The organism is Pseudonocardia lacus (genome assembly GCF_018531445.1).
Taxonomy (GTDB): Bacteria; Actinomycetota; Actinomycetes; order Mycobacteriales; family Pseudonocardiaceae; genus Pseudonocardia; species Pseudonocardia lacus.
Map to the genome: position 1 here is coordinate 1 of NZ_JAHDTH010000185.1, position 17,139 is coordinate 17,139.

General features: G+C 74.8%; 18 protein-coding genes and 1 pseudogene. 14 read left to right on the forward strand and 5 right to left on the reverse strand.

Annotated elements, in window-relative coordinates; genetic code table 11:
- The 4 genes from KIK08_RS29885 to KIK08_RS29900 form a co-directional block, all read left to right on the forward strand.
- A partial coding sequence (locus KIK08_RS29885; protein ID WP_250558095.1) for a thiamine pyrophosphate-dependent enzyme occupies positions 1-664 on the forward strand: 664 nt, incomplete at its 5' end.
- A 310-nt stretch (positions 665-974) separates the two neighbouring features.
- Positions 975-1,871: an MEDS domain-containing protein gene (locus KIK08_RS29890; RefSeq protein ID WP_214406646.1), complete on the forward strand. Its 897-nt coding sequence runs from the start codon at positions 975-977 to the stop codon at positions 1,869-1,871.
- Positions 1,872-1,940: 69 nt separating this feature from the next.
- Positions 1,941-2,897, forward strand: a complete 957-nt coding sequence (locus tag KIK08_RS41980; protein WP_214406647.1) for an ATP-binding protein — start codon at positions 1,941-1,943, stop codon at positions 2,895-2,897.
- A gap of 262 nt (positions 2,898-3,159) precedes the next feature.
- Complete coding sequence (locus KIK08_RS29900; RefSeq protein ID WP_214406648.1) at positions 3,160-3,957, forward strand: AfsR/SARP family transcriptional regulator; 798 nt, start codon at positions 3,160-3,162, stop codon at positions 3,955-3,957.
- Between the two features lie 85 nt (positions 3,958-4,042).
- Here KIK08_RS29900 and KIK08_RS29905 read toward each other — a convergent pair whose 3' ends face one another.
- Entirely contained in the window at positions 4,043-4,522 is a 480-nt protein-coding gene (locus KIK08_RS29905; RefSeq protein WP_214406649.1) for an ATP-binding protein, read from the reverse strand.
- Between the two features lie 177 nt (positions 4,523-4,699).
- Between KIK08_RS29905 and KIK08_RS29910 the strand changes: the two genes are divergently transcribed.
- Together KIK08_RS29910 and KIK08_RS29915 are read left to right on the forward strand one after the other, a co-directional pair.
- A complete protein-coding gene (locus KIK08_RS29910; RefSeq protein WP_214406650.1) occupies positions 4,700-4,951 on the forward strand; it encodes a hypothetical protein in 252 nt (83 codons plus the stop codon).
- Positions 4,948-5,313 (forward strand): DUF4235 domain-containing protein, encoded by a 366-nt coding sequence (locus tag KIK08_RS29915; protein WP_214406651.1) that lies wholly within the window; start codon positions 4,948-4,950, stop codon positions 5,311-5,313. The genes KIK08_RS29910 and KIK08_RS29915 overlap by 4 nt, the downstream gene beginning before the upstream one ends.
- 60 nt (positions 5,314-5,373) lie before the next feature.
- Here the strand turns inward: KIK08_RS29915 and fgd are convergent, their stop codons facing one another.
- Positions 5,374-6,378, reverse strand: coding sequence for a glucose-6-phosphate dehydrogenase (coenzyme-F420) (gene fgd, locus KIK08_RS29920; RefSeq protein WP_214406652.1), 1,005 nt, complete (start codon positions 6,376-6,378; stop codon positions 5,374-5,376).
- Positions 6,379-6,513: 135 nt separating this feature from the next.
- On the opposite strand from fgd, the gene KIK08_RS40445 reads away from it, so the two are divergent.
- The 4 genes and pseudogenes from KIK08_RS40445 (at position 6,514) to KIK08_RS40460 (ending at position 10,188) form a co-directional block, all read left to right on the forward strand.
- On the forward strand, positions 6,514-7,302 hold the full coding sequence (locus KIK08_RS40445; protein ID WP_250558097.1) for an ABC transporter transmembrane domain-containing protein: 789 nt from the start codon (positions 6,514-6,516) through the stop codon (positions 7,300-7,302).
- Positions 7,275-8,315, forward strand: a complete 1,041-nt coding sequence (locus tag KIK08_RS40450) for an ABC transporter ATP-binding protein (protein ID WP_250558098.1) — start codon at positions 7,275-7,277, stop codon at positions 8,313-8,315. The genes KIK08_RS40445 and KIK08_RS40450 overlap by 28 nt, the downstream gene beginning before the upstream one ends.
- Before the next feature lie 221 nt (positions 8,316-8,536).
- Positions 8,537-9,241: pseudogene (locus KIK08_RS40455) on the forward strand (ABC transporter ATP-binding protein); the annotation flags it as partial.
- A 308-nt stretch (positions 9,242-9,549) separates the two neighbouring features.
- Positions 9,550-10,188 carry an ABC transporter ATP-binding protein gene (locus KIK08_RS40460; protein ID WP_308257981.1) on the forward strand — a complete coding sequence of 213 codons (639 nt, stop codon included), beginning with the start codon at positions 9,550-9,552 and terminating at the stop codon, positions 10,186-10,188.
- On the opposite strand, the gene KIK08_RS29935 is transcribed toward KIK08_RS40460, so the two are convergent.
- From KIK08_RS29935 to KIK08_RS29945, 3 genes are all read right to left on the reverse strand, one after another.
- Positions 10,181-10,657: a hypothetical protein gene (locus tag KIK08_RS29935; RefSeq protein WP_214406653.1), complete on the reverse strand. Its 477-nt coding sequence runs from the start codon at positions 10,655-10,657 to the stop codon at positions 10,181-10,183. The two genes, KIK08_RS40460 and KIK08_RS29935, sit on opposite strands and share 8 nt — an antisense overlap.
- A gap of 87 nt (positions 10,658-10,744) precedes the next feature.
- Entirely contained in the window at positions 10,745-11,920 is a 1,176-nt protein-coding gene (locus tag KIK08_RS29940; protein WP_214406654.1) for an acyl-CoA dehydrogenase family protein, read from the reverse strand.
- A 53-nt stretch (positions 11,921-11,973) separates the two neighbouring features.
- On the reverse strand, positions 11,974-12,177 hold the full coding sequence (locus KIK08_RS29945; RefSeq protein ID WP_250558099.1) for a MerR family transcriptional regulator: 204 nt from the start codon (positions 12,175-12,177) through the stop codon (positions 11,974-11,976).
- Between the two features lie 182 nt (positions 12,178-12,359).
- Here KIK08_RS29945 and KIK08_RS29950 point away from each other — a divergent pair, with 182 nt between their 5' ends.
- The 4 genes from KIK08_RS29950 to KIK08_RS29965 all read left to right on the forward strand — a co-directional run.
- Positions 12,360-12,566, forward strand: a complete 207-nt coding sequence (locus KIK08_RS29950; RefSeq protein ID WP_214406655.1) for a hypothetical protein — start codon at positions 12,360-12,362, stop codon at positions 12,564-12,566.
- Positions 12,563-12,835, forward strand: coding sequence for a hypothetical protein (locus KIK08_RS29955; RefSeq protein WP_214406656.1), 273 nt, complete (start codon positions 12,563-12,565; stop codon positions 12,833-12,835). The genes KIK08_RS29950 and KIK08_RS29955 overlap by 4 nt, the downstream gene beginning before the upstream one ends.
- Before the next feature lie 60 nt (positions 12,836-12,895).
- Complete coding sequence (gene recQ, locus KIK08_RS29960) at positions 12,896-14,812, forward strand: DNA helicase RecQ (protein ID WP_308257982.1); 1,917 nt, start codon at positions 12,896-12,898, stop codon at positions 14,810-14,812.
- Between the two features lie 138 nt (positions 14,813-14,950).
- Positions 14,951-17,139 (forward strand): ATP-binding protein (locus tag KIK08_RS29965; RefSeq protein WP_214406657.1); only part of this gene is annotated, 2,189 nt, incomplete at its 3' end.

The following is a 17,139-nucleotide window of genomic DNA, read 5'->3' on the forward strand; positions in this document are numbered from 1 at the left end:
CGGGCGGGGCGGCGCCGCCGCCGACGCGCTGGCCGAGCTGGCCGACCTGGTGGCCCCCGGCACGACCGCGCGCACGGCGCCCGCGTCGCGCCCGCCGCTGCCGACCGGGCCGCTGGACGTCGGCTCCACCGCGTCGGTCATCGGCGCGCTGCTGCCCGAGGGCGCGATCGTCGTCGACGAGGCCGTCACCTCCGGGCTGGGGCTGCCGGGCGCCACCGCGGGCGCGCCCCGCCACGACTGGCTCACCCTGACCGGCGGCGCCATCGGCTGGGGCCTGCCCGCGGCCACCGGCGCCGCCGTGGCCTGCCCGGACCGGCCGGTGTGGGCCCTGCAGGCCGACGGCAGCGCCATGTACACGATCTCGGCGCTGTGGACGCACGCCCGCGAGGGCCTCGACATCACCACCGTGCTGTTCAACAACAGCGCCTACGCGATCCTGCGCGGCGAGCTGCAGCAGGTCGGGGTCACGGGATACGGCGAGAACGCCCGCCGGCTGCTGGACCTGGGCGGTCCCGAGCTCGACTTCACCGCGCTGGCCCGCGGCATGGGCGTGCCCGCGGTGCGGGTGCGCACCGCGGAGGAGCTCGCGGACGCGCTGCGCCGGGCCGCGGCCGAGCCCGGACCGCACCTCGTCGAGGCGATGGTGCCGCCGTTGGTCGCCTGACCTGCGTCGAACGGCGCCGCGGTGGCGCCGGTCACCCTGAGCGCCCGATCGGACACGTGCTGTACGGCCGTGCGGCGGAACTGGTCTCCGCGCCCAACGAACCTGACGACCGTTGGGCGCGGATGACCGACTGCTCACCGTGTTCCACCTGGTCGCGGACTCAGCGAGCCCGATCGGCGAGTCGTAAAGTGGCCACGTCGTGGCGCGGCGCCCGCCCAGCGGAGCCCGCCGGTCACGCGTTTCCCAGTGTCAGTTCCCACTGTCGTTGCTCGGGGCCGGGTGTGCGCCAATGGTGAGGACCATCGAGGACATGTCCCTCGTGGGTCACACGTGCGCCGTGCCGGTGAGCGACGAGCAGCTCTGGGAGGTCACCGCCGCGTGGCTGGCCGGCGGGCTCGCGGCCGACGAGCGCGTCGTGTACTTCGAGGACGAGACCGCGGGCGCGGTGCTCGGTCGCATGTCCGACGACGGCGTCCCCGTGCGCCGGGCCCTGGACGAGGGCCGCATGGTCATCGTCCCCACCGCCCAGACCAGGGCGGCCGCCGCTCGCCCGATCGCCCGGTACGAGGAGATGTTCCTCGACCAGATCGACCGGGCCGCCGCGCAGGGCTTCAGCGGGCTGCGGTTGAGCGGGGAGTGCGGCTCGGAGCTGCTGCGCGCCGGCGGGGTCGACCGGGTCGTCGAGTACGAGCAGGTGGTCGACCGGGTGCTGCGCGCGCACCCGTCCGCGCGCCTGCTGTGCCGCTACGACCTGCCCCGCTTCGACGACGACGCCGTCTCGCAGATGCGCGAGCTGCACGAGACGGAGCTGGTCGGCGAGGCCGTCTACGACGACAACCTGCTGCGCATCACCCGGTCCGACCCGTTCACCGCCCGGCTGGCCGGCGAGGTCGACCACAGCAACCGCCCGCAGATCCGCAAGCTCCTGGAGACCGTGCTCGACCAGGCCCTGCGCTCGCACTGGGCCTCCACCGACATCACCCTCGACCTGTCCTCGCTGCGCTTCCTGGACGTGGCCGGGGCGGTCAGCCTGGTGCACGCGGCCGAGGAGTTCCCCAGCACCCACCGGCTCGTCCTGACCGGCGTCCGCCCCCGGGTGGTGCGCGTCCTCGACCGCTGCGGGGCGCCGTTCGCCGCCCAGTTGGTGGTCGTGGCCCGCACCGGGCAGCACCGCCGCGACGGCGGCCGCCACCACAGCGCGCCGTGACCGCATCCGTGAGGACGTGGACGAAGTGGACGTGCGCGAAGAGGACGTGCGAGGAGGTGAGGACGCCCCGTGCGCGTTGAGAACACCCGCAGCGGGCGCTGGGTCCGCCTCCAGCACGCCGCCGCGTTCCACCGGTCCACGGCCGACCTGCTCGACCAGGTGCTGCCGATGATCACCGACGGGCTGCGGGCCGGCACCCCGGTGGCGCTGTCGGTCAACCCGTCCACCGAGGACGCGCTCTACGACGAGATCGGCAGCCCGGCCGGGCTGATCCTGCTCAGCCGCCCCGGCGGCCCCGACGGCGAGTCGGGGCAGACGCTCGCCGCGCGGCGCGCCCGCGAGCTGCGCGAGCTGACCACCGCGACCGGCCGCCCGGTCACCGTGATCAGCGAGCACACCTCCCGGCTCGACGGCGTCGACGGCACCTTCTGGACCGAGCTCGACGCCGCGTTCAACATCGCGCTCGCCGAGCTGCCGGTCACGCTGACCTGCTTCTACCCCGAGCTGCCCCTGCACCAGGAGATCCTCGACGGCGCCCGGCGCAACCACCCGCTGCTGGTGCTGGGCGGCGAGATGACCCACAACCCCCACCACATGGCCCCGCGCGAGGTGCTGGCCGAGCAGCCCGCCCCGGCCCCGGTGCTGCTCGGTCCCCCGGAGCTGCGGCTGCCCTTCGGCGCGTGGCAGCTGCACGACGTGCGCAGCGCCGTCGAGGACGCCCTGCTGTCGGCGAACTGCCCCCGCGAGCGCGCCGAGGACGTCGTGCTGGCGGTCAACGAGGTCGCCACCAACGCCGTCGAGCACGGCGACGCCCGTGCCGAGCTGCTCATCTGGGTGAACGACGACGGTGTGGTCTGCGAGATCCACGACGCCGGCAGCCTGCACGACCCGCTGCCCGGGCTGCAGGCGCCGCACTCGTCCAACCCGCGCGGGCGCGGCGTGTGGATCGCCCGCCAACTGTGTGACTCCCTGCACGTCTGGTCGGACGACCGGGGCACCCACGTGCGCATGCGAGCGAGCCCTTGAGTATGATCGGGGGAGGTGCTCGGTCGTCGGACCGTGATGATGGGGCCCGGACTGTGACCAATCCGGCCCTTGGCAAGACGCTCCACAACGAGAACACTTCTCCGCGGACTGGGCGCCGACGGGCTGCGCACGGCCCATCACCGCGCGGCACATCCGACACATCCGGCACTTCACATTTGGGACCACCATGTCTGACGATCAGCGACGATCTGCAACGACGCGGGCCCCTCACACCGCCACCCTCGGGCTCACATCCCACCGGGTGACGGTGCTCGGCTCCTTCACCCTCACCTCGCACGGGGCCACCGTGCCGCTGGGGGTCGATGCCCGTCGTCTCGTCGCCTACCTCGCTGTGCACCCGCGGCCGCAGGAGCGCGCCTCGCTGGCCGCCGACCTCTGGCCGGGCATCGCCGCCGAGGCCGCCGCCCGCCTGCTGTCCGACGCCATCGCCGCCGTCGACGTGCCGGGGCTGCTCACCGAGGACGGCCCGACGCTGTCGCTGGCCGCCGACGTCGAGGTCGACCTGGCCGACGCGCTGGGGCTCGTGCGCGGGCTGCCCGAGATCCCGGTCGACGACACCCCCGACATCTCGCTGCTGGCCGCCGACATCCTGCCCGGCTGGACCGCCTCCTGGATCGCCGTGGAGCGCGAGCGGTTCCGCCAGCTGCGCCTGCACGCCGTCGAGGAGCGCAGCCTGCGGCTGTCCGCCGCCGGGCTGCACGCCGAGGCCGTCGCGCTGGCCGAGTCGGCCGTCAAGGCCGCGCCGAGCCGGGAGAGCGCCCGCCGCGCCCTGATCGAGGCGCACCTGGCCCAGGGCAACATCGCCGCGGCGGTGGCCCAGTACGACGACTACCGCGAGCTGCTGCGCTCCAGCGTCGGCGGGCCCGACCCGTCCGGATTGGACGGGCTGCTGCCGCCGGCGCCGGTGTGGCCGGTGCTGCGGGCCCGGCGCCCGATGCCCCGCTCGGCCGTGCAGATCCCCGGCCTGCGCTCGGTGCGCGGCGGGGGCGGGGGCCGCCGCCTGGTGGCGGGCGGTTCCGTACCCGGCACCACCCGCTGACCGCGCAGCCTTCGACCGAACGCGCCAGGAGCCGCCGTCCCGATCGGGACGGCGGCTCCTGCGTTCACGGCTGTGGTCGCTGCGGTCAGTCCCCGAGCGGGACGGTGAAAGTGACGCGGGTGCCGGACCGGTTGCTGGTCACCCGCATGCCGACGGACAATCCGTCGATCATCGTGATGCCCCGGCCGCGGTAGGTCGGCCGCGAGCTCGCCGGCTTCCAGCGGCCCCGGTCGGTGACCGCGACCACGACCTCACGTCCGTCGTCGGTCTTGCGGACCGCCAGCTCGACGTCGACCGTCCCGGGCTCGACGGCGAGGTAGGCGTGCTCGATCGAGTTCGACACGGCCTCACCCAGCGCCAGCTGCAGGTCGGTCAGCTCGTCGTCGGTCAGCCGGTGCGCGGGCGCCCACGCGTCGATCCGCCTGCGCAGCGGTCGCAACTGCTCGACGGTGGCCGGGAGGCGCAGCACCAGCCGATCGGCGTGCGGCTCCGGTCCGCCCGGCGCGGGGGAGCGCCGGTCGGCCGGTCGGCTCCCCGGTTGCCCCTGCGCCGCTGCGCGATCCATCGTCTGTTCCCTCGCTCCGCCCACCGGTTCCGCTACCTCCCGCGCGGTCGCCCGGCCGCGGGTCGTGGTCAGCCGGTGCACTCGTGCAGGTGCCCGCCCCGGACCGGCGACAAACGGTGTGGTGCCCGAACGGCGGGAACACGCTTCGACCGGGCGCCGGGCGGGTACTGCTGGCGCATGCCTGGTACTTCCGAGGACGATGTGTCCGCCGACACCCACGTGGCCCGTACCCGCGAGACGGGGGGCGCGGACCCCGCACGCGACGGCCACCCCGGCGGGGCGGACGCCGACGACCCGGACGGTGCCACCACCACCGGGACGGACGAGAACGAGGAGTTCGTGGGCAGGGTGGCCGGCCAGGACGCCGGCTACGCCGGCGAGACCGGCGCCGAGGCCAGGTCCGAGGCGTCACGAGCGGAGGGGCGATGAGCAAGAAGGACGGCAACGAGCTGACCGGCCTGGCCAAGCTGGCCTACAAGCCGTTCGGCCTGGCCTTCGGCCTGCTCGGCGGTCTGGTGGCCGGCCGGGTGTTCGGGACCATCTGGAAGAAGGTCTCCAACGAGGACGGCACCCCGCAGCCGCTGTCGGACGAGTACAGCACCCGCGAGGTGCTCATCGCCGCCACGCTGCAGGGCGCGATCTTCGGTCTGATCAAGACCGCGGTGGACCGCTACGGCATGAAGTTCGTGCGCCGGTTCCTGGACGCGCCGCGGCCGTCGTCGGCCGGGCGCAAGCTGGCCGCCGCGAAGGCCGCCGCCGGGCAGGGCGTGGAGAAGGTCGGCGCGGCCTGACCCCGGTGCCCGCGACGACGGCCCCGACCGCGGTGCGGTCGGGGCCGTCGTGCGTAGGGGTCAGGCCAGTGCGCGCAGCTTGGGCAGGACGTCCTCGGCGAACTGTTCCAGGAACCGGCGCTGGTCGTGGCCGGGGCCGTGGAAGACCAGGTGGTCCAGGCCGGCGTCGACGTAGGGCTTGATCTGGGCGACCGCGTCGTCGGGGTCGGAGGCCACGATCCAGCGCTTGGCGACCTGCTCGATCGGCAGCTCGTCGGCCAGGCGCTCCATCTCCACGGCCGAGTCGACGCTGTGCTTCTGCTCGGGGGTCAGCGACAGCGGCGCCCAGAAGCGCGTGTTCTCCAGCGCGGTGTCCGCGTCGCGGTCGTAGGAGAGCTTGATCTCGATCATGCGGTCGACGTCGTCGGTCTTGCGCCCGGCCTTCTCGATCCCCTCGGCGACCGCGGGCAGCAGCTTCTCGGTGTAGAGGTCCATGCCCTTGCCCGAGGTGCAGATGAACCCGTCGCCGGCGCGGCCGGCGTAGCGGGCCACCAGCGGGCCGCCCGCGGCGATGTAGACCGGGACCGGCTGCTCGGGGCGGTCGTAGATGGTGGCGCCGACGGTCGTGTAGTACTCGCCCTCGAACGACACCTCCTCGGCGGTCCACAGCTCGCGCATGAGCCGCACCGCCTCGCGCAGCCGGGCGAAGCGCTCCTTGAACTCCGGCCACTCCCGCCCGGACACGGCGATCTCGTTCAGCGCCTCGCCGGTGCCCAGCCCGAGCATCACCCGGCCCGGGTAGAGCAGGCCCAGCGTGGCGAACGTCTGGGCCAGCACCGCCGGGTTGTAGCGGAACGTCGGGGTGAGCACCGAGGTGCCCAGCAGGATCCGCGAGGTCCGCTCCCCCACCGCCGTCAGCCAGGGCAGCGCGGCCGGCGCGTGCCCGCCCTCGTGCCGCCAGGGCAGGAAGTGGTCGGACACCACGGCGCTGTCCAGGCCCGCCTCCTCGGCCAGCACCGCGAACTCCACCAGATCCCGCGGCCCGAACTGCTCCGCCGACGCCTTGTAGCCGAACCGCAACCCCACGACCGTCTGCCTCTCCCGCTGTTCGTCGCTTGCTCCCCCACCCTGCCACTCGACGGCCGATCCGTCGCGATCACCGCCGGACCGCCGGAAAACGGCGTGCGCCGGGCTTCACCGCGACCTAACGTCGCGAGACCTATGAGCGCGACGAGCCAGGACTCCGACCACCCCCGCCGCGCCACCCTCGGGTCGTTGCGCCGCCTGGCGCCCTACGCCCGTCCGCACCGCGTCCGGCTGGTCACCGGCGGGGCCGCCGCGCTGGCGGCCAACCTGGTGGGGCTGTCGGTGCCGCTGCTCATCGGGGCCGTCGTCGACGGGCCCATCGCGCGGGGCGAGCTGGGGGCGCTGCCCTGGCTGGTGCTCGGGATCGCCGCGCTCGGGCTGGTCGAGGCCGGGCTCATCACGGCCCGCCGGCTGCTGGTCGCCCGGCCGGCCAACGCCATCGAGGCCGCCATGCGCGACGACCTCTTCGCGCACCTGCAGCGGCTCCCGGTGGCCTTCCACGACCGGTGGCCCTCGGGCCAGCTGCTGTCGCGGGCCACCACCGACCTGACCACCATCCGCTGGCTGTTCGCGTTCTCCGGGATCTTCCTGGTGGTCAACTTCACCACGCTGGTCGTCGGGGTCGGGGTGCTGGCCTGGCTGTCGCCGCTGCTCGGGGCGGTCGTGGCGGCGGTCGCGCTGCCGCTGGGCGCGCTGACGCTGACGCTGGAACGCCGCTACTCGGTGTTCGCCCGGCTGTCCCAGGACCAGGCGGGCGACCTGGCCACGGCCGTCGAGGAGTCCGCGCTGGGCATCCGGGTGGTCAAGGCGCTGGGTCGGGGCCGCGAGCTGACCGCCGCCCCTTCCTCGCCGATGCCCGCCGCCTGCGCGGCACGGAACTGGTCAAGGTGCGGATCATGGCGCTGCTGTGGCTGCTGCTGGTGACGCTGCCGGAGCTGGCGATCGCCGCCGTCGTGGCCGTGGGCACCGCCGGGGTGGCGACCGGGTCGCTGACCCTGGGCACCGTCGTCGCCTCGGTCACCGTGCTGACCTACCTCATCTGGCCGGTCGCCACCCTGGGCTGGCTGCTGGCCGAGGCGAGCAACTCCGCCGCGGCGGGCGCCCGCTACTGGGAGGTCCGCGACCTCGTGCCCTCGATCGTCGACCCGCCGCACCCGCGCGCCCTGCCCGACCCGGTCCGCGGCGAGGTCGAGCTGCGCGGCGTGCGCTTCGCCCACCCCGTCGACGACGGCGGGCCCGCCCCGGAGGTCCTGCGCGGGGTCGACCTGCTGGTCCGCCCCGGCGAGACCTTGGCGCTGGTGGGCGCGACCGGGTCGGGCAAGACCACGCTGACCGCGCTCGTGGCCCGCCTGCAGGACGTCACCGCGGGGAGCGTCACCATCGACGGCGTCGACGTGCGCGACCTGCGCCTGGCCGACCTGCGCACCGCCGTGGCCACCGCCTTCGAGGACCCCGTGCTGATCTCGGCCAGCGTCCGGGAGAACGTCGCGCTCGGCTCGCCCCGGCTGCCCGACGAGGCCGTCCGGGAGGCGCTGCGGGTGGCCAGCGCCGACGGGTTCGTCGCCGGGCTGCCCTGGGGGCTGGACACCCGCATCGGCGAGCAGGGGATGTCGCTGTCGGGCGGGCAGCGCCAGCGGCTCGCGCTGGCCAGGGCCGTCGTGGGGCACCCTCCGGTGCTCGTGCTCGACGACCCCCTCTCCGCGCTGGACGTGCACACCGAGGCGGAGGTGGAGGCCGCGCTGCGGCGCGTGCTGGGCGGGGTGACGGCACTGGTGGTCGCCCACCGGCCATCCACCGTGCAGTTGGCCGACCGCGTCGCCGTGCTCGCCGACGGCCGCATCCTCGCGGTCGGCACCCACCAGCACCTGCTGGCCACCGAGCCCGCCTACCGGGCACTGCTGGCCAGCCCGGACGAGCGCTCGCAGGTGCAGGCGTGACGGCCCCGGAGCACCCCGCGCCCCACCCCGAACCGCTCGCCGGCGGCGGGCCGGTCGAGGTCTGGCGCGGCCTGGCCACCGAGGACGAGGAGACCGACACCCTGCCGGCGGCCGGCATGGCGCTGCAGCGCCGCGCCCGCGCGCTGGTCGGCGACCTCGCCCGCCCGCACCGGCGCGGCCTGGCGCTGGCCGCGGTGCTGCTGGTCGCCGAGAGCGTCGCCATGCTCGCCGGGCCGCTGCTCATCGCGACCGCCATCGACGTCGGCGTGCCCGGCGCGCTCGACGGCCGTCCCGCGCCCCTGGTCGCGGCGGTCGTCGGCTACGCCCTCGCGGGCGTGGCCGCGGCGCTGCTGCGGGCCGGGTTCCTCGCGCTGTCCGGGCGCATGGGCCAGGACGCGCTGCTCGAACTGCGCGCGCGGGTGTTCACCCACGGCCAGCGCCTCCCGCTGGACTTCCACGAGTCCTACACCTCCGGCCGGCTGATCTCCCGGCTCACCAGCGACATGGACTCCCTCAACGACCTGCTGGAGAAGGGCCTGGAGGGGCTGCTCGGCGCGCTGCTGTCGATCGGCGGCATCGCGGTGCTGCTGGTCTGGCTCGACCCGGTGCTGGCCGCGGTGGTCATCGGCGGGTTCCTGCCGCTGGTGCTGCTCACCCGCTGGTTCCAGCGCCGGTCGCGGGCCGGCTACCGGCGCACGCGCACGACCGTCGCCCGGCTGATCGTGCACTTCGTCGAGTCGATGAACGGCATCCGCGCCGTGCAGGCGTTCCGCCGCGAGCGGCGCAGCGAGCAGATCATGCGCGGGCTCGGCGGCGCCTACCGCGACGCCAACACCGACGCCTTCGTCGCGGCCGCCTGGTACCTGGGCACGCTGCGCGCCGTCGGCAACGCGACCCTGGCCGTGGTGCTGCTGCTGGGCGCGCTGCGGGTGGCCGACGGCGCGCTGGCCCTCGGCTCGCTGACCGCGTTCCTGCTCTACCTGCGCCGCTTCTACGACCCGTCGACCAGCTGGCCCAGTTCTTCAACTCCTACCAGTCCGCGGCCGCGGCCCTGGAGAAGATCGCCTCGGTGCTGGACACGCCGATCGGCGTGCCCGAGCCGGACGTGCCGGTCGCCCTGCCCCGCCCGACCCGCGGCGAGATCGCGTTCGAGCGGGTCGGGTTCGCCTACCGGCGCGCCGCCGGCCGCGTCGTGCTGCCGGAGTTCGACCTGCGCGTCCCGGCCGGGCAGACGGTGGCGCTCGTCGGCGCGACGGGGGCCGGCAAGTCGACGCTGGCCAAGCTGGCCGCCCGCTACTACGACCCGACCGCGGGCGCGGTCCGGCTCGACGGCGTCGACCTGCGCGACGTCGCCGACGCCGACCTGCGCCGCGCGATGGTGATGGTCACCCAGGAGGCGTTCCTGTTCTCCGGGTCGGTGGCCGACAACATCGCCATGGGCCGCCCGGGCGCCTCCCGCGAGGAGGTGGTGGCCGCCGCGGACCTGGTGGGGGCGCGGGCGTTCGTCGACGCGCTGCCCGAGGGCTTCGACACCGACGTCCGCAAGCGCGGCGGGCGGCTCTCGGCCGGGCAGCGCCAGCTGGTGTCGCTGGCCAGGGTGGTGCTGGCCGACCCGGCCGTCGTGCTGCTGGACGAGGCCACGTCGTCGCTGGACATCCCGTCCGAGCGGGCGGTGCAGGCGGCGCTGGAGACCGTGCTGGCCGAGCGCACCGCGCTGATCATCGCCCACCGGCTGTCCACCGTGCTGATCGCCGACCGCGTCCTGGTGATGGCCGACGGCCGGGTCGTGCAGGACGGCAGCCCGGCCGAGCTGCTGGCCGCCGGCGGGGAGTTCGCGGCCCTGCACGCCGCCTGGCGCGACGCGCTCAGCTGAGCCGGTGACCCGCCGCGCGCCGGATGAGCCACGCCACCGCGCCGGCGACCGCGCCGACCACCACCCCGGTGACCAGGCTGCTCAGCACGGCGGCCCCGCGCACCAGCAGCTCGCCGAGCACCGGCGACGTGCCGGCGAGGTTCCCGCCCGGCAGTGGGCTCCCGTCCGGGAACTGGACGTGCCACAGCACCTGGTGGATGGCGGCGAGCAGCACCCCGTACGCGGCGCCGACCGCGAGCAGCGTCCGGAACGGGTGCGCCGCCCGGGTGAGCAGCACGACCGCGACCCAGACCGCCGGCGGGACGAAGACCAGTGCCGCGTTGACCGCGCTGCCCTCGGTGACCAGCCCCAGGTCGTGCAGCACGACCCGGGGCGCGGCGAGCAGGGCGAGCCCGATCACCGCCGGGACCGGCAGCCCGAGCCGGCGGCGGGACGTGGGGGCGGGAGCGGGGGTCGAGGCGGTTTCCATGACCACGACGCTAGGAACCGGCGCCGGCCGGCACATCCGCGTCGGGTCTCGACCCCACTACGTCCCCGGGCGACATCGGGCGGTCGCTCAGACGAACGCTGAGTGGCCCGTGATCGACCTCCCGACCACCAGCGTGTTGATCTGCCGGGTGCCCTCGAACGAGTAGAGCGCCTCGGCGTCGGCGAAGAACTTCGCCACCCCGTGCTCGAGCAGGATGCCGTTGCCCCCGACCACCTCGCGGGCCATGGCCACGGTCTCGCGCATCCGGCTCGTGCAGTACTCCTTGGCCAGCGCGGCGTGGTCGTCGTCGGCGGTTCCGGCGTCCTGCATGGCGGCCAGCCGCACCGACATCGCCAGCGAGGCGGTGGTGTTGCCCAGCATCCGCACCAGCAGGTCCTGCACGAGCTGGAACCCGGCGATGGGCCGGCCGAACTGCTCGCGCTGCTTCGCGTAGTCCAGGGCGATCTCGTAGGCGGCCATCTGGGTGCCGGTGGCGCCCCAGGCCACTCCCCCGCGGGTGCGCCGCAGCACGGCGTTGGTGTCCTTGAACGAGTTCGCCCCCTGCAGGCGGTCGGCCTCGGGGACCCGGCAGTCGCGCAGCTCGATCTCGGCGTTCTGCACGGTCCGCAGCGCGATCTTGTGTTCCATCTTGCGGGTCGTCATCCCCGGGTTGGCCTTCTCCACGACGAACCCCTTGACCTGGTCGTCGGCCTCGTCGCGGGCCCAGACGACCACGAGGTCGGCGAACGTGGCGTTGCCGATCCAGCGCTTGTCGCCGTTGATCACCCACTGGTCGCCGTCGCGGCGGGCGGTGGTCTCCAGCCCGCGCGCCACGTCCGAACCGCCGTGCGGCTCGGTCAGCCCGAAGGCGCCGATCAGCTCCATCCGGGCCATCGGGGGCAACCACCGCTCGCGCTGCTCAGCGGAGCCGCACAGGTCGATGCTGCCCATGGCCAGCCCGTTGTGGATGCCGAAGAAGCTGTTCATCGACGGGTCGGTGTGCGCGATCTCCAGCGCGATGAACCCGATCAGCAGCCGGCGCGCAGGCGCCCCGAGGTCGGGGTAGGGCAGCCGGGCGATGTCCAGCGCGGCGAACCCGGGGATGAGCTCGTGCGGGAACTCGGCGCGCGACCAGTGGTCGAGCGCGACCGGCGCGACCTCCTTCTCCAGGAACTCCCGCACCCGGGCCAGCGTCGCGCGCTCTTCGTCGGTGAGCTCGTCGGCGAAGCGGAAGAAGTCGCCCGCCAGTGGGTCGGCCGTCATCCCGTGACGATCGCACCGGCCGCGCCGGACCGCATCCCGAGCAGAGGGCGGCGCTACTCCCCGTCGTCTTCGGCCAGGTCGACCCGCCGGAGCTGCTCGCGTACGTCCGCCTCGATCCACCTGGCCCGGCCCGACCGCGGCGCCACGATGGCCGGGGTGATCCACCCCCGCTCTCGCCACCGTTGGATGGTGCGGGGGGTGAAACCGAGCCGCTTCGCCAGCTCACCAGTGCTGATGAGGTCCGCGCGCTCGGTCATGCGGATCAAGGTAGGCATGCCGACCCTGTCGCCTCCACCGCTCTGGTCCGCCCCGTCTCTTCATTCGTTAAAGACGTTTAAGTCGTGTCTGTCGCTTCAGGCACATTGCGTCGCTATGTTGACTGCGCGCACCCAGGCCGACACAGGGCGAGACCTGATCAACGGAGGAGGCGGCACACCACATGGCCGAGATGTCGGCAGTCGATGTCGTGATCGTCGAGGAGGCGGTGTGCAGGCACTGCTCGACCTCGATCGAGCGGGCGCAGGGCGGGTTCTGGCGGCACAGGCGCTCGTCGCACGCGCGGTCCCTGCGCCAGCGGTGCGCACCCGGCACCCGCAACGCGCAGATGGCGGACGCCGAACCGGGCAGCGTCCGGAGGGTGGCATGAGCGAGCTCGCCGACCTGCTCGGCCGCAAGGCCCGGGTGCTGGCGGCCTGCGGCGGCCTGGCCACGCTCCTCGTGGAGCAGCACACGCCGACGGACGGGCTGTGCCCGTGGTGCACCGAGGCGTACGAAACGGACGTGCCGTTCCCGTGCGAGGTCCGCGACCTGGCCGAGCGGGCGCTGTACCACCAGGCCGCCGAGCAGCAGCGCCGGGTCGGCGCCCGAGGCATCCCGTTGGTCACGTTCCGCAGCGCGCCGGGGTGGATCGACTAGCGGTCGCGCGTTCGCCGAACCGGCCACGGGCTGTCGGGAGCGACGCCTAGGATCGCCCCGGTGAGCCTCCCCGCGATCCACGACCGGGCGAGCACCGACCCCGTCGAGGTGCTGAACCGGGTCTTCGGCTACCCCGCGTTCCGCGGCGAGCAGCAGGAGATCATCTCGCACGTGTGCGCGGGCGGCGATGCCCTGGTGCTCATGCCCACCGGCGGCGGCAAGTCGCTGTGCTACCAGATCCCGGCGCTGGTGCGCCCCGGCGTCGGGGTGGTCATCTCGCCGCTGATCGCCCTCATGCAGGACCAGGTCGACGCGCTGCAGGCACTGGGGGTGCGCGCCGGGTTCCTCAACTCCACCCAGGACGCCGACGAGCGCCGCGCGGTCGAGGCGGCGTTCCGCGCGGGCGAGATCGACCTGCTCTACCTCGCCCCCGAGCGGCTGCGCAGCCCGTCCACCCCGGCCCTGCTCAACCGCGGGAAGATCGCGCTGTTCGCCATCGACGAGGCGCACTGCGTGGCCCAGTGGGGCCACGACTTCCGCCCCGACTACCTGGCCCTGTCCGAGCTGCACGAGCGCTGGCCCGACGTGCCGCGCATCGCGCTCACCGCGACCGCCACCGAGGCCACCCACGCCGAGATCGCGACCCGGCTCAAGCTCGACGAGGCCCGGCACTTCGTGGCCAGCTTCGACCGGCCCAACATCCAGTACCGGATCGCGCCGAAGGACGAGCCGCGCCGCCAGCTGCTCTCGCTGATCCGCACCGAGCACCCCGGCGACGCCGGCATCGTCTACTGCCTGTCGCGGCGCTCGGTGGAGGAGACGGCGGCGTTCCTGGTCGGCGAGGGCCTGCCGGCGCTGCCGTACCACGCCGGGCTGGACAGCCGCGTCCGGGCCGCGAACCAGGCCCGCTTCCTGCGCGAGGACGGCGTGATCATGGTGGCCACGATCGCGTTCGGGATGGGCATCGACAAGCCCGACGTGCGCTTCGTGGCCCACCTCGACCTGCCCAAGTCGGTCGAGGGCTACTACCAGGAGACCGGCCGCGCCGGGCGCGACGGGCTGCCGTCCACGGCCTGGCTGGCCTACGGCCTGTCCGACGTCGTGCAGCAGCGCAAGATGATCGCCGACTCGGAGGGCGATGCGGCGCACAAGCGCCGGCTGGGCCAGCACCTGGACGCGATGCTCGCGCTCTGCGAGACCGTCGAGTGCCGCCGGGTGCAGCTGCTCAACTACTTCGGGCAGAAGGGCGAGCCCTGCGGCAACTGCGACACCTGCCTGACGCCCGCCGAGTCCTGGGACGGCACGGTGCCCGCGCAGAAGGTGCTCTCCACGGTCTTCCGGCTGAAGAAGGAGCGCAACCAGTCCTTCGGCGCCGGGCACATCGTCGACATCCTGCGCGGCAAGCGCACGCCCAAGGTCGAGCAGTTCCGGCACGACTCGCTGACCGTGTTCGGCGTGGGCGAGGACCTCGGCGACGGCGAGTGGCGCGCGGTCATCCGCCAGCTGGTCGCGCGCGGCATGCTGACCGTGGAGAGCAACCACAACACGTTCGTGCTCACCGACGCCAGCCGCCCGGTGCTGCGCGGCGAGCAGCAGGTCATGCTGCGCCGCGACCCGCCCAAGGCGGCCCGGCCGGCGCGCGGCCGCGGCGCCAAGGGGACGCGCGCGGCGCAGGCGATCGAGGTGCCGGCCGAGGCGGCGGGCACGTTCGAGCGGTTGCGCGCGTGGCGCGCGGAGACCGCCCGCCAGTCGGGGCTGCCCGCCTACGTGATCTTCCACGACGCGACGCTGCGCGAGATCGCCGCCCGGATGCCGACCAGCCTGGGCGAGCTGTCCGGGGTGAGCGGCGTCGGGCAGAGCAAGCTGGCCAAGTACGGCCAGGAGGTGCTCACGGTGCTCGCCGAGGACGCCGGCGACCCACCGGACGCGGCGGAAGGCTCCGACGAACCGCTGTTGCCGCTGCCATCCGGTGACTAGCGTCCCCGCCGGAGGTTCGGCGGGTAGATCGCCGGCTCCGGGTTTTCCGCTGGCACGCCGGGGGCCGGCGTGGTCAGCGGGAAGCTGGGCCGCCGAAGTGGTTGGTGAACCTCCGGCGGTGGGCACTAGTTTGGGCGGATGCTGCTCGGCCGGGCGCGGGAGCTGAGCCGGATCGCGGACCTGCTGCGCGCCGCGGCGCGCGGCGACAGCGCGGCGCTGGTCCTGCACGGCGAGGCGGGGATCGGGAAGTCGGCCCTCGCCGACGCCGTCGTCGAGTCGGTCACCGGCACCGGCACCGGCACCGGCACGAGCACCGACACGAGCACCGACGGCCCGACGGCCGTGGTCCTGCGCACCCGGGGCATCGAGGCGGAGTCGTCGATCCCGTTCGGCGGGCTGGCCGACCTGCTGCGCCCCGCCCTGCCCCTGCTGCCCGAGCTACCCGGCCCGCAGTCGGCCGCGCTGGCCGGCGCGCTGGCGCTGGGCCCGCCGGCCGCGGCCGACCGGTTCGCCATCGCCGCGGCCACGCTCAGCCTGCTCGCGCTGGCCGGGCGGGGCCGGCCGCTGCTGTGCGTCGTCGACGACGCCCACTGGCTCGACGCCGCCTCCGCCGAGGCGCTCGTGTTCGCGGCGCGGCGGATGAAGGCCGAGGGTTCGGTCATCCTGTTCACCGTCCGCGACGGCGAGCCGGGCGCCGACCGCTTCCTCGCGCTGGACCCGCTGCCGCTGGGCGGGCTGGACACCGAGGCCGCCGGTGCGCTGCTGGCCCGCCGGGGCGCCGACGCGCCGCGGGCGGTGCTCGGCCGGCTGGTCGCCGGCACCGGCGGCAACCCGCTGGCGCTGCAGGAGCTGCCCGAGCTGCTCGACGCCGACCAGCTGGCCGGCACCTCGCCCATCACGGCGCCGCTGCCCGTCGGCTCGCTGCTGCGCGACAGCTTCCTGCGCCGCGTCGAGCGGTTGCCCGGGCCCACCCGCGAGGCGCTGCTGCTCGCCGCCACCAGCGACGTCGACACCGTCGACGTCCTTGACCAGGCCCTGCGCGACGCCGACCGCTCCCTGGCCGACCTGGAGCCGGCCGAGGAGGCCGGGCTGGTGGTGCTGGGCGGGGGCCGGTTGCGCTTCCACCACCCGCTGGTCCGCTCGGCGGTCTACCACTCCGGGCGCCCGGCCGATCGGCGTGCCGCACACCGCCGCCTCGGCGACGCCTTCGCCCGCGTCACCGCCCCGCAGGCCGACGAGCGCCGGGTCTGGCACCTGGCCGCGGCCGCGGTCACCACCGACGAGGAGGTCGCCGCCGCGCTGGAGGGGGTCGGGCACCGCGCCGCGCGCAGCCAGGGCCACGCCGCCGCGGTCCGGGCCCTGGAGCGGGCCGCGGAGCTGAGCCCGCGCCCCGGCGAGCGAGCCCGCCGGCTGATGGCCGCCGCACAGGCCTGCGTGCCCGCCGGCGCCACCCAGGACGCCATCCGGCTGCTGGAGGAGGCCGGGCGCTGGAGCGACGACCCGGTCCTGACCGCCCGCGCCGAGGCCGACCGGCTGCGCCTGGGGGTGTGGGGGGTCGACGCCGAGGCCAACCGGGCCCGGCTGTTCGACTTCGCCGACCAGATCGAGGGCCGGCTGCCGGCGGTGGCGGCGCACGCCTACCTGGCCGCCGCCCAGGCCAGCCTGTTCAGCTACGACGTCGCCGCGATCAGCCACGCCACCGGGCGCGCGGCGATGCTCGGCGGAGCCGACGAGCGGATCGGGCTGCTCTGCGACGTGCTGGCCGCGATGGCCGCCGCGCAGGCCGGCGACACCGCACGGGCCGCGAAGCTGATGGACGCGCGCCACGACCAGCTGATGGCCCAGCCGACCCTGGACATCGAGCAGCTGGTCACGGTGAGCGGGGTCTGCCACCTCGCGCTGGAGCAGCCCGACAAGGCCCGTCCGCTGCTGGGACGCGCGGTCGAGTCCAGCCGCCGGGCCAACACCGCGGGGCTGCTGGCCGTGCAGCTGCCCTGGATGGCGGTGTTGGAGTGGCAGTCGGGCAACTGGACGGTCGCGCTGGCGCTGGCCGAGGAGGCGGTGCGCCTCGCGCCGGAGACCGGATGGCTGGCGCAACTGCCCAACAGCCTGTCCACGATGGCCCGGGTGGAGGCCGGCATGGGCCTACCGGGCTGCCGCGGGCACGCCGCCCGGGCGATCGAGGCCGCCCGGCACAGCGGCAGCACGGCGACCCTCGTGCACGGCCTGGCCGCGCGCGGGCTGCTGGAGCTCGGCCTGGGCAACCACGCCGCCGCGGCCGACGACCTCGCCGCCGCGCTGGACGCCGCGCCGCCGACCGCGGCCCC

Excerpts from the sequence above, each read along its gene's own strand:
- KIK08_RS29890 (WP_214406646.1), top strand. The coding sequence starts at position 975 with ATGTCCCTCGTGGGTCACACGTGCGCCGTGCCGGTGAGCGACGAGCAG.
- KIK08_RS29955 (WP_214406656.1), top strand. The coding sequence starts at position 12,563 with ATGAGCGAGCTCGCCGACCTGCTCGGCCGCAAGGCCCGGGTGCTGGCG.
- KIK08_RS29945 (WP_250558099.1), bottom strand. The coding sequence starts at position 12,177 with ATGACCGAGCGCGCGGACCTCATCAGCACTGGTGAGCTGGCGAAGCGG.
- KIK08_RS29935 (WP_214406653.1), bottom strand. The coding sequence starts at position 10,657 with ATGGAAACCGCCTCGACCCCCGCTCCCGCCCCCACGTCCCGCCGCCGG.
- KIK08_RS40445 (WP_250558097.1), top strand. The coding sequence starts at position 6,514 with ATGAGCGCGACGAGCCAGGACTCCGACCACCCCCGCCGCGCCACCCTC.
- KIK08_RS29940 (WP_214406654.1), bottom strand. The coding sequence starts at position 11,920 with ATGACGGCCGACCCACTGGCGGGCGACTTCTTCCGCTTCGCCGACGAG.
- KIK08_RS29910 (WP_214406650.1), top strand. The coding sequence starts at position 4,700 with ATGCCTGGTACTTCCGAGGACGATGTGTCCGCCGACACCCACGTGGCC.
- KIK08_RS29915 (WP_214406651.1), top strand. The coding sequence starts at position 4,948 with ATGAGCAAGAAGGACGGCAACGAGCTGACCGGCCTGGCCAAGCTGGCC.
- KIK08_RS40450 (WP_250558098.1), top strand. The coding sequence starts at position 7,275 with ATGGCGCTGCTGTGGCTGCTGCTGGTGACGCTGCCGGAGCTGGCGATC.
- KIK08_RS29905 (WP_214406649.1), bottom strand. The coding sequence starts at position 4,522 with ATGGATCGCGCAGCGGCGCAGGGGCAACCGGGGAGCCGACCGGCCGAC.
- KIK08_RS29950 (WP_214406655.1), top strand. The coding sequence starts at position 12,360 with ATGGCCGAGATGTCGGCAGTCGATGTCGTGATCGTCGAGGAGGCGGTG.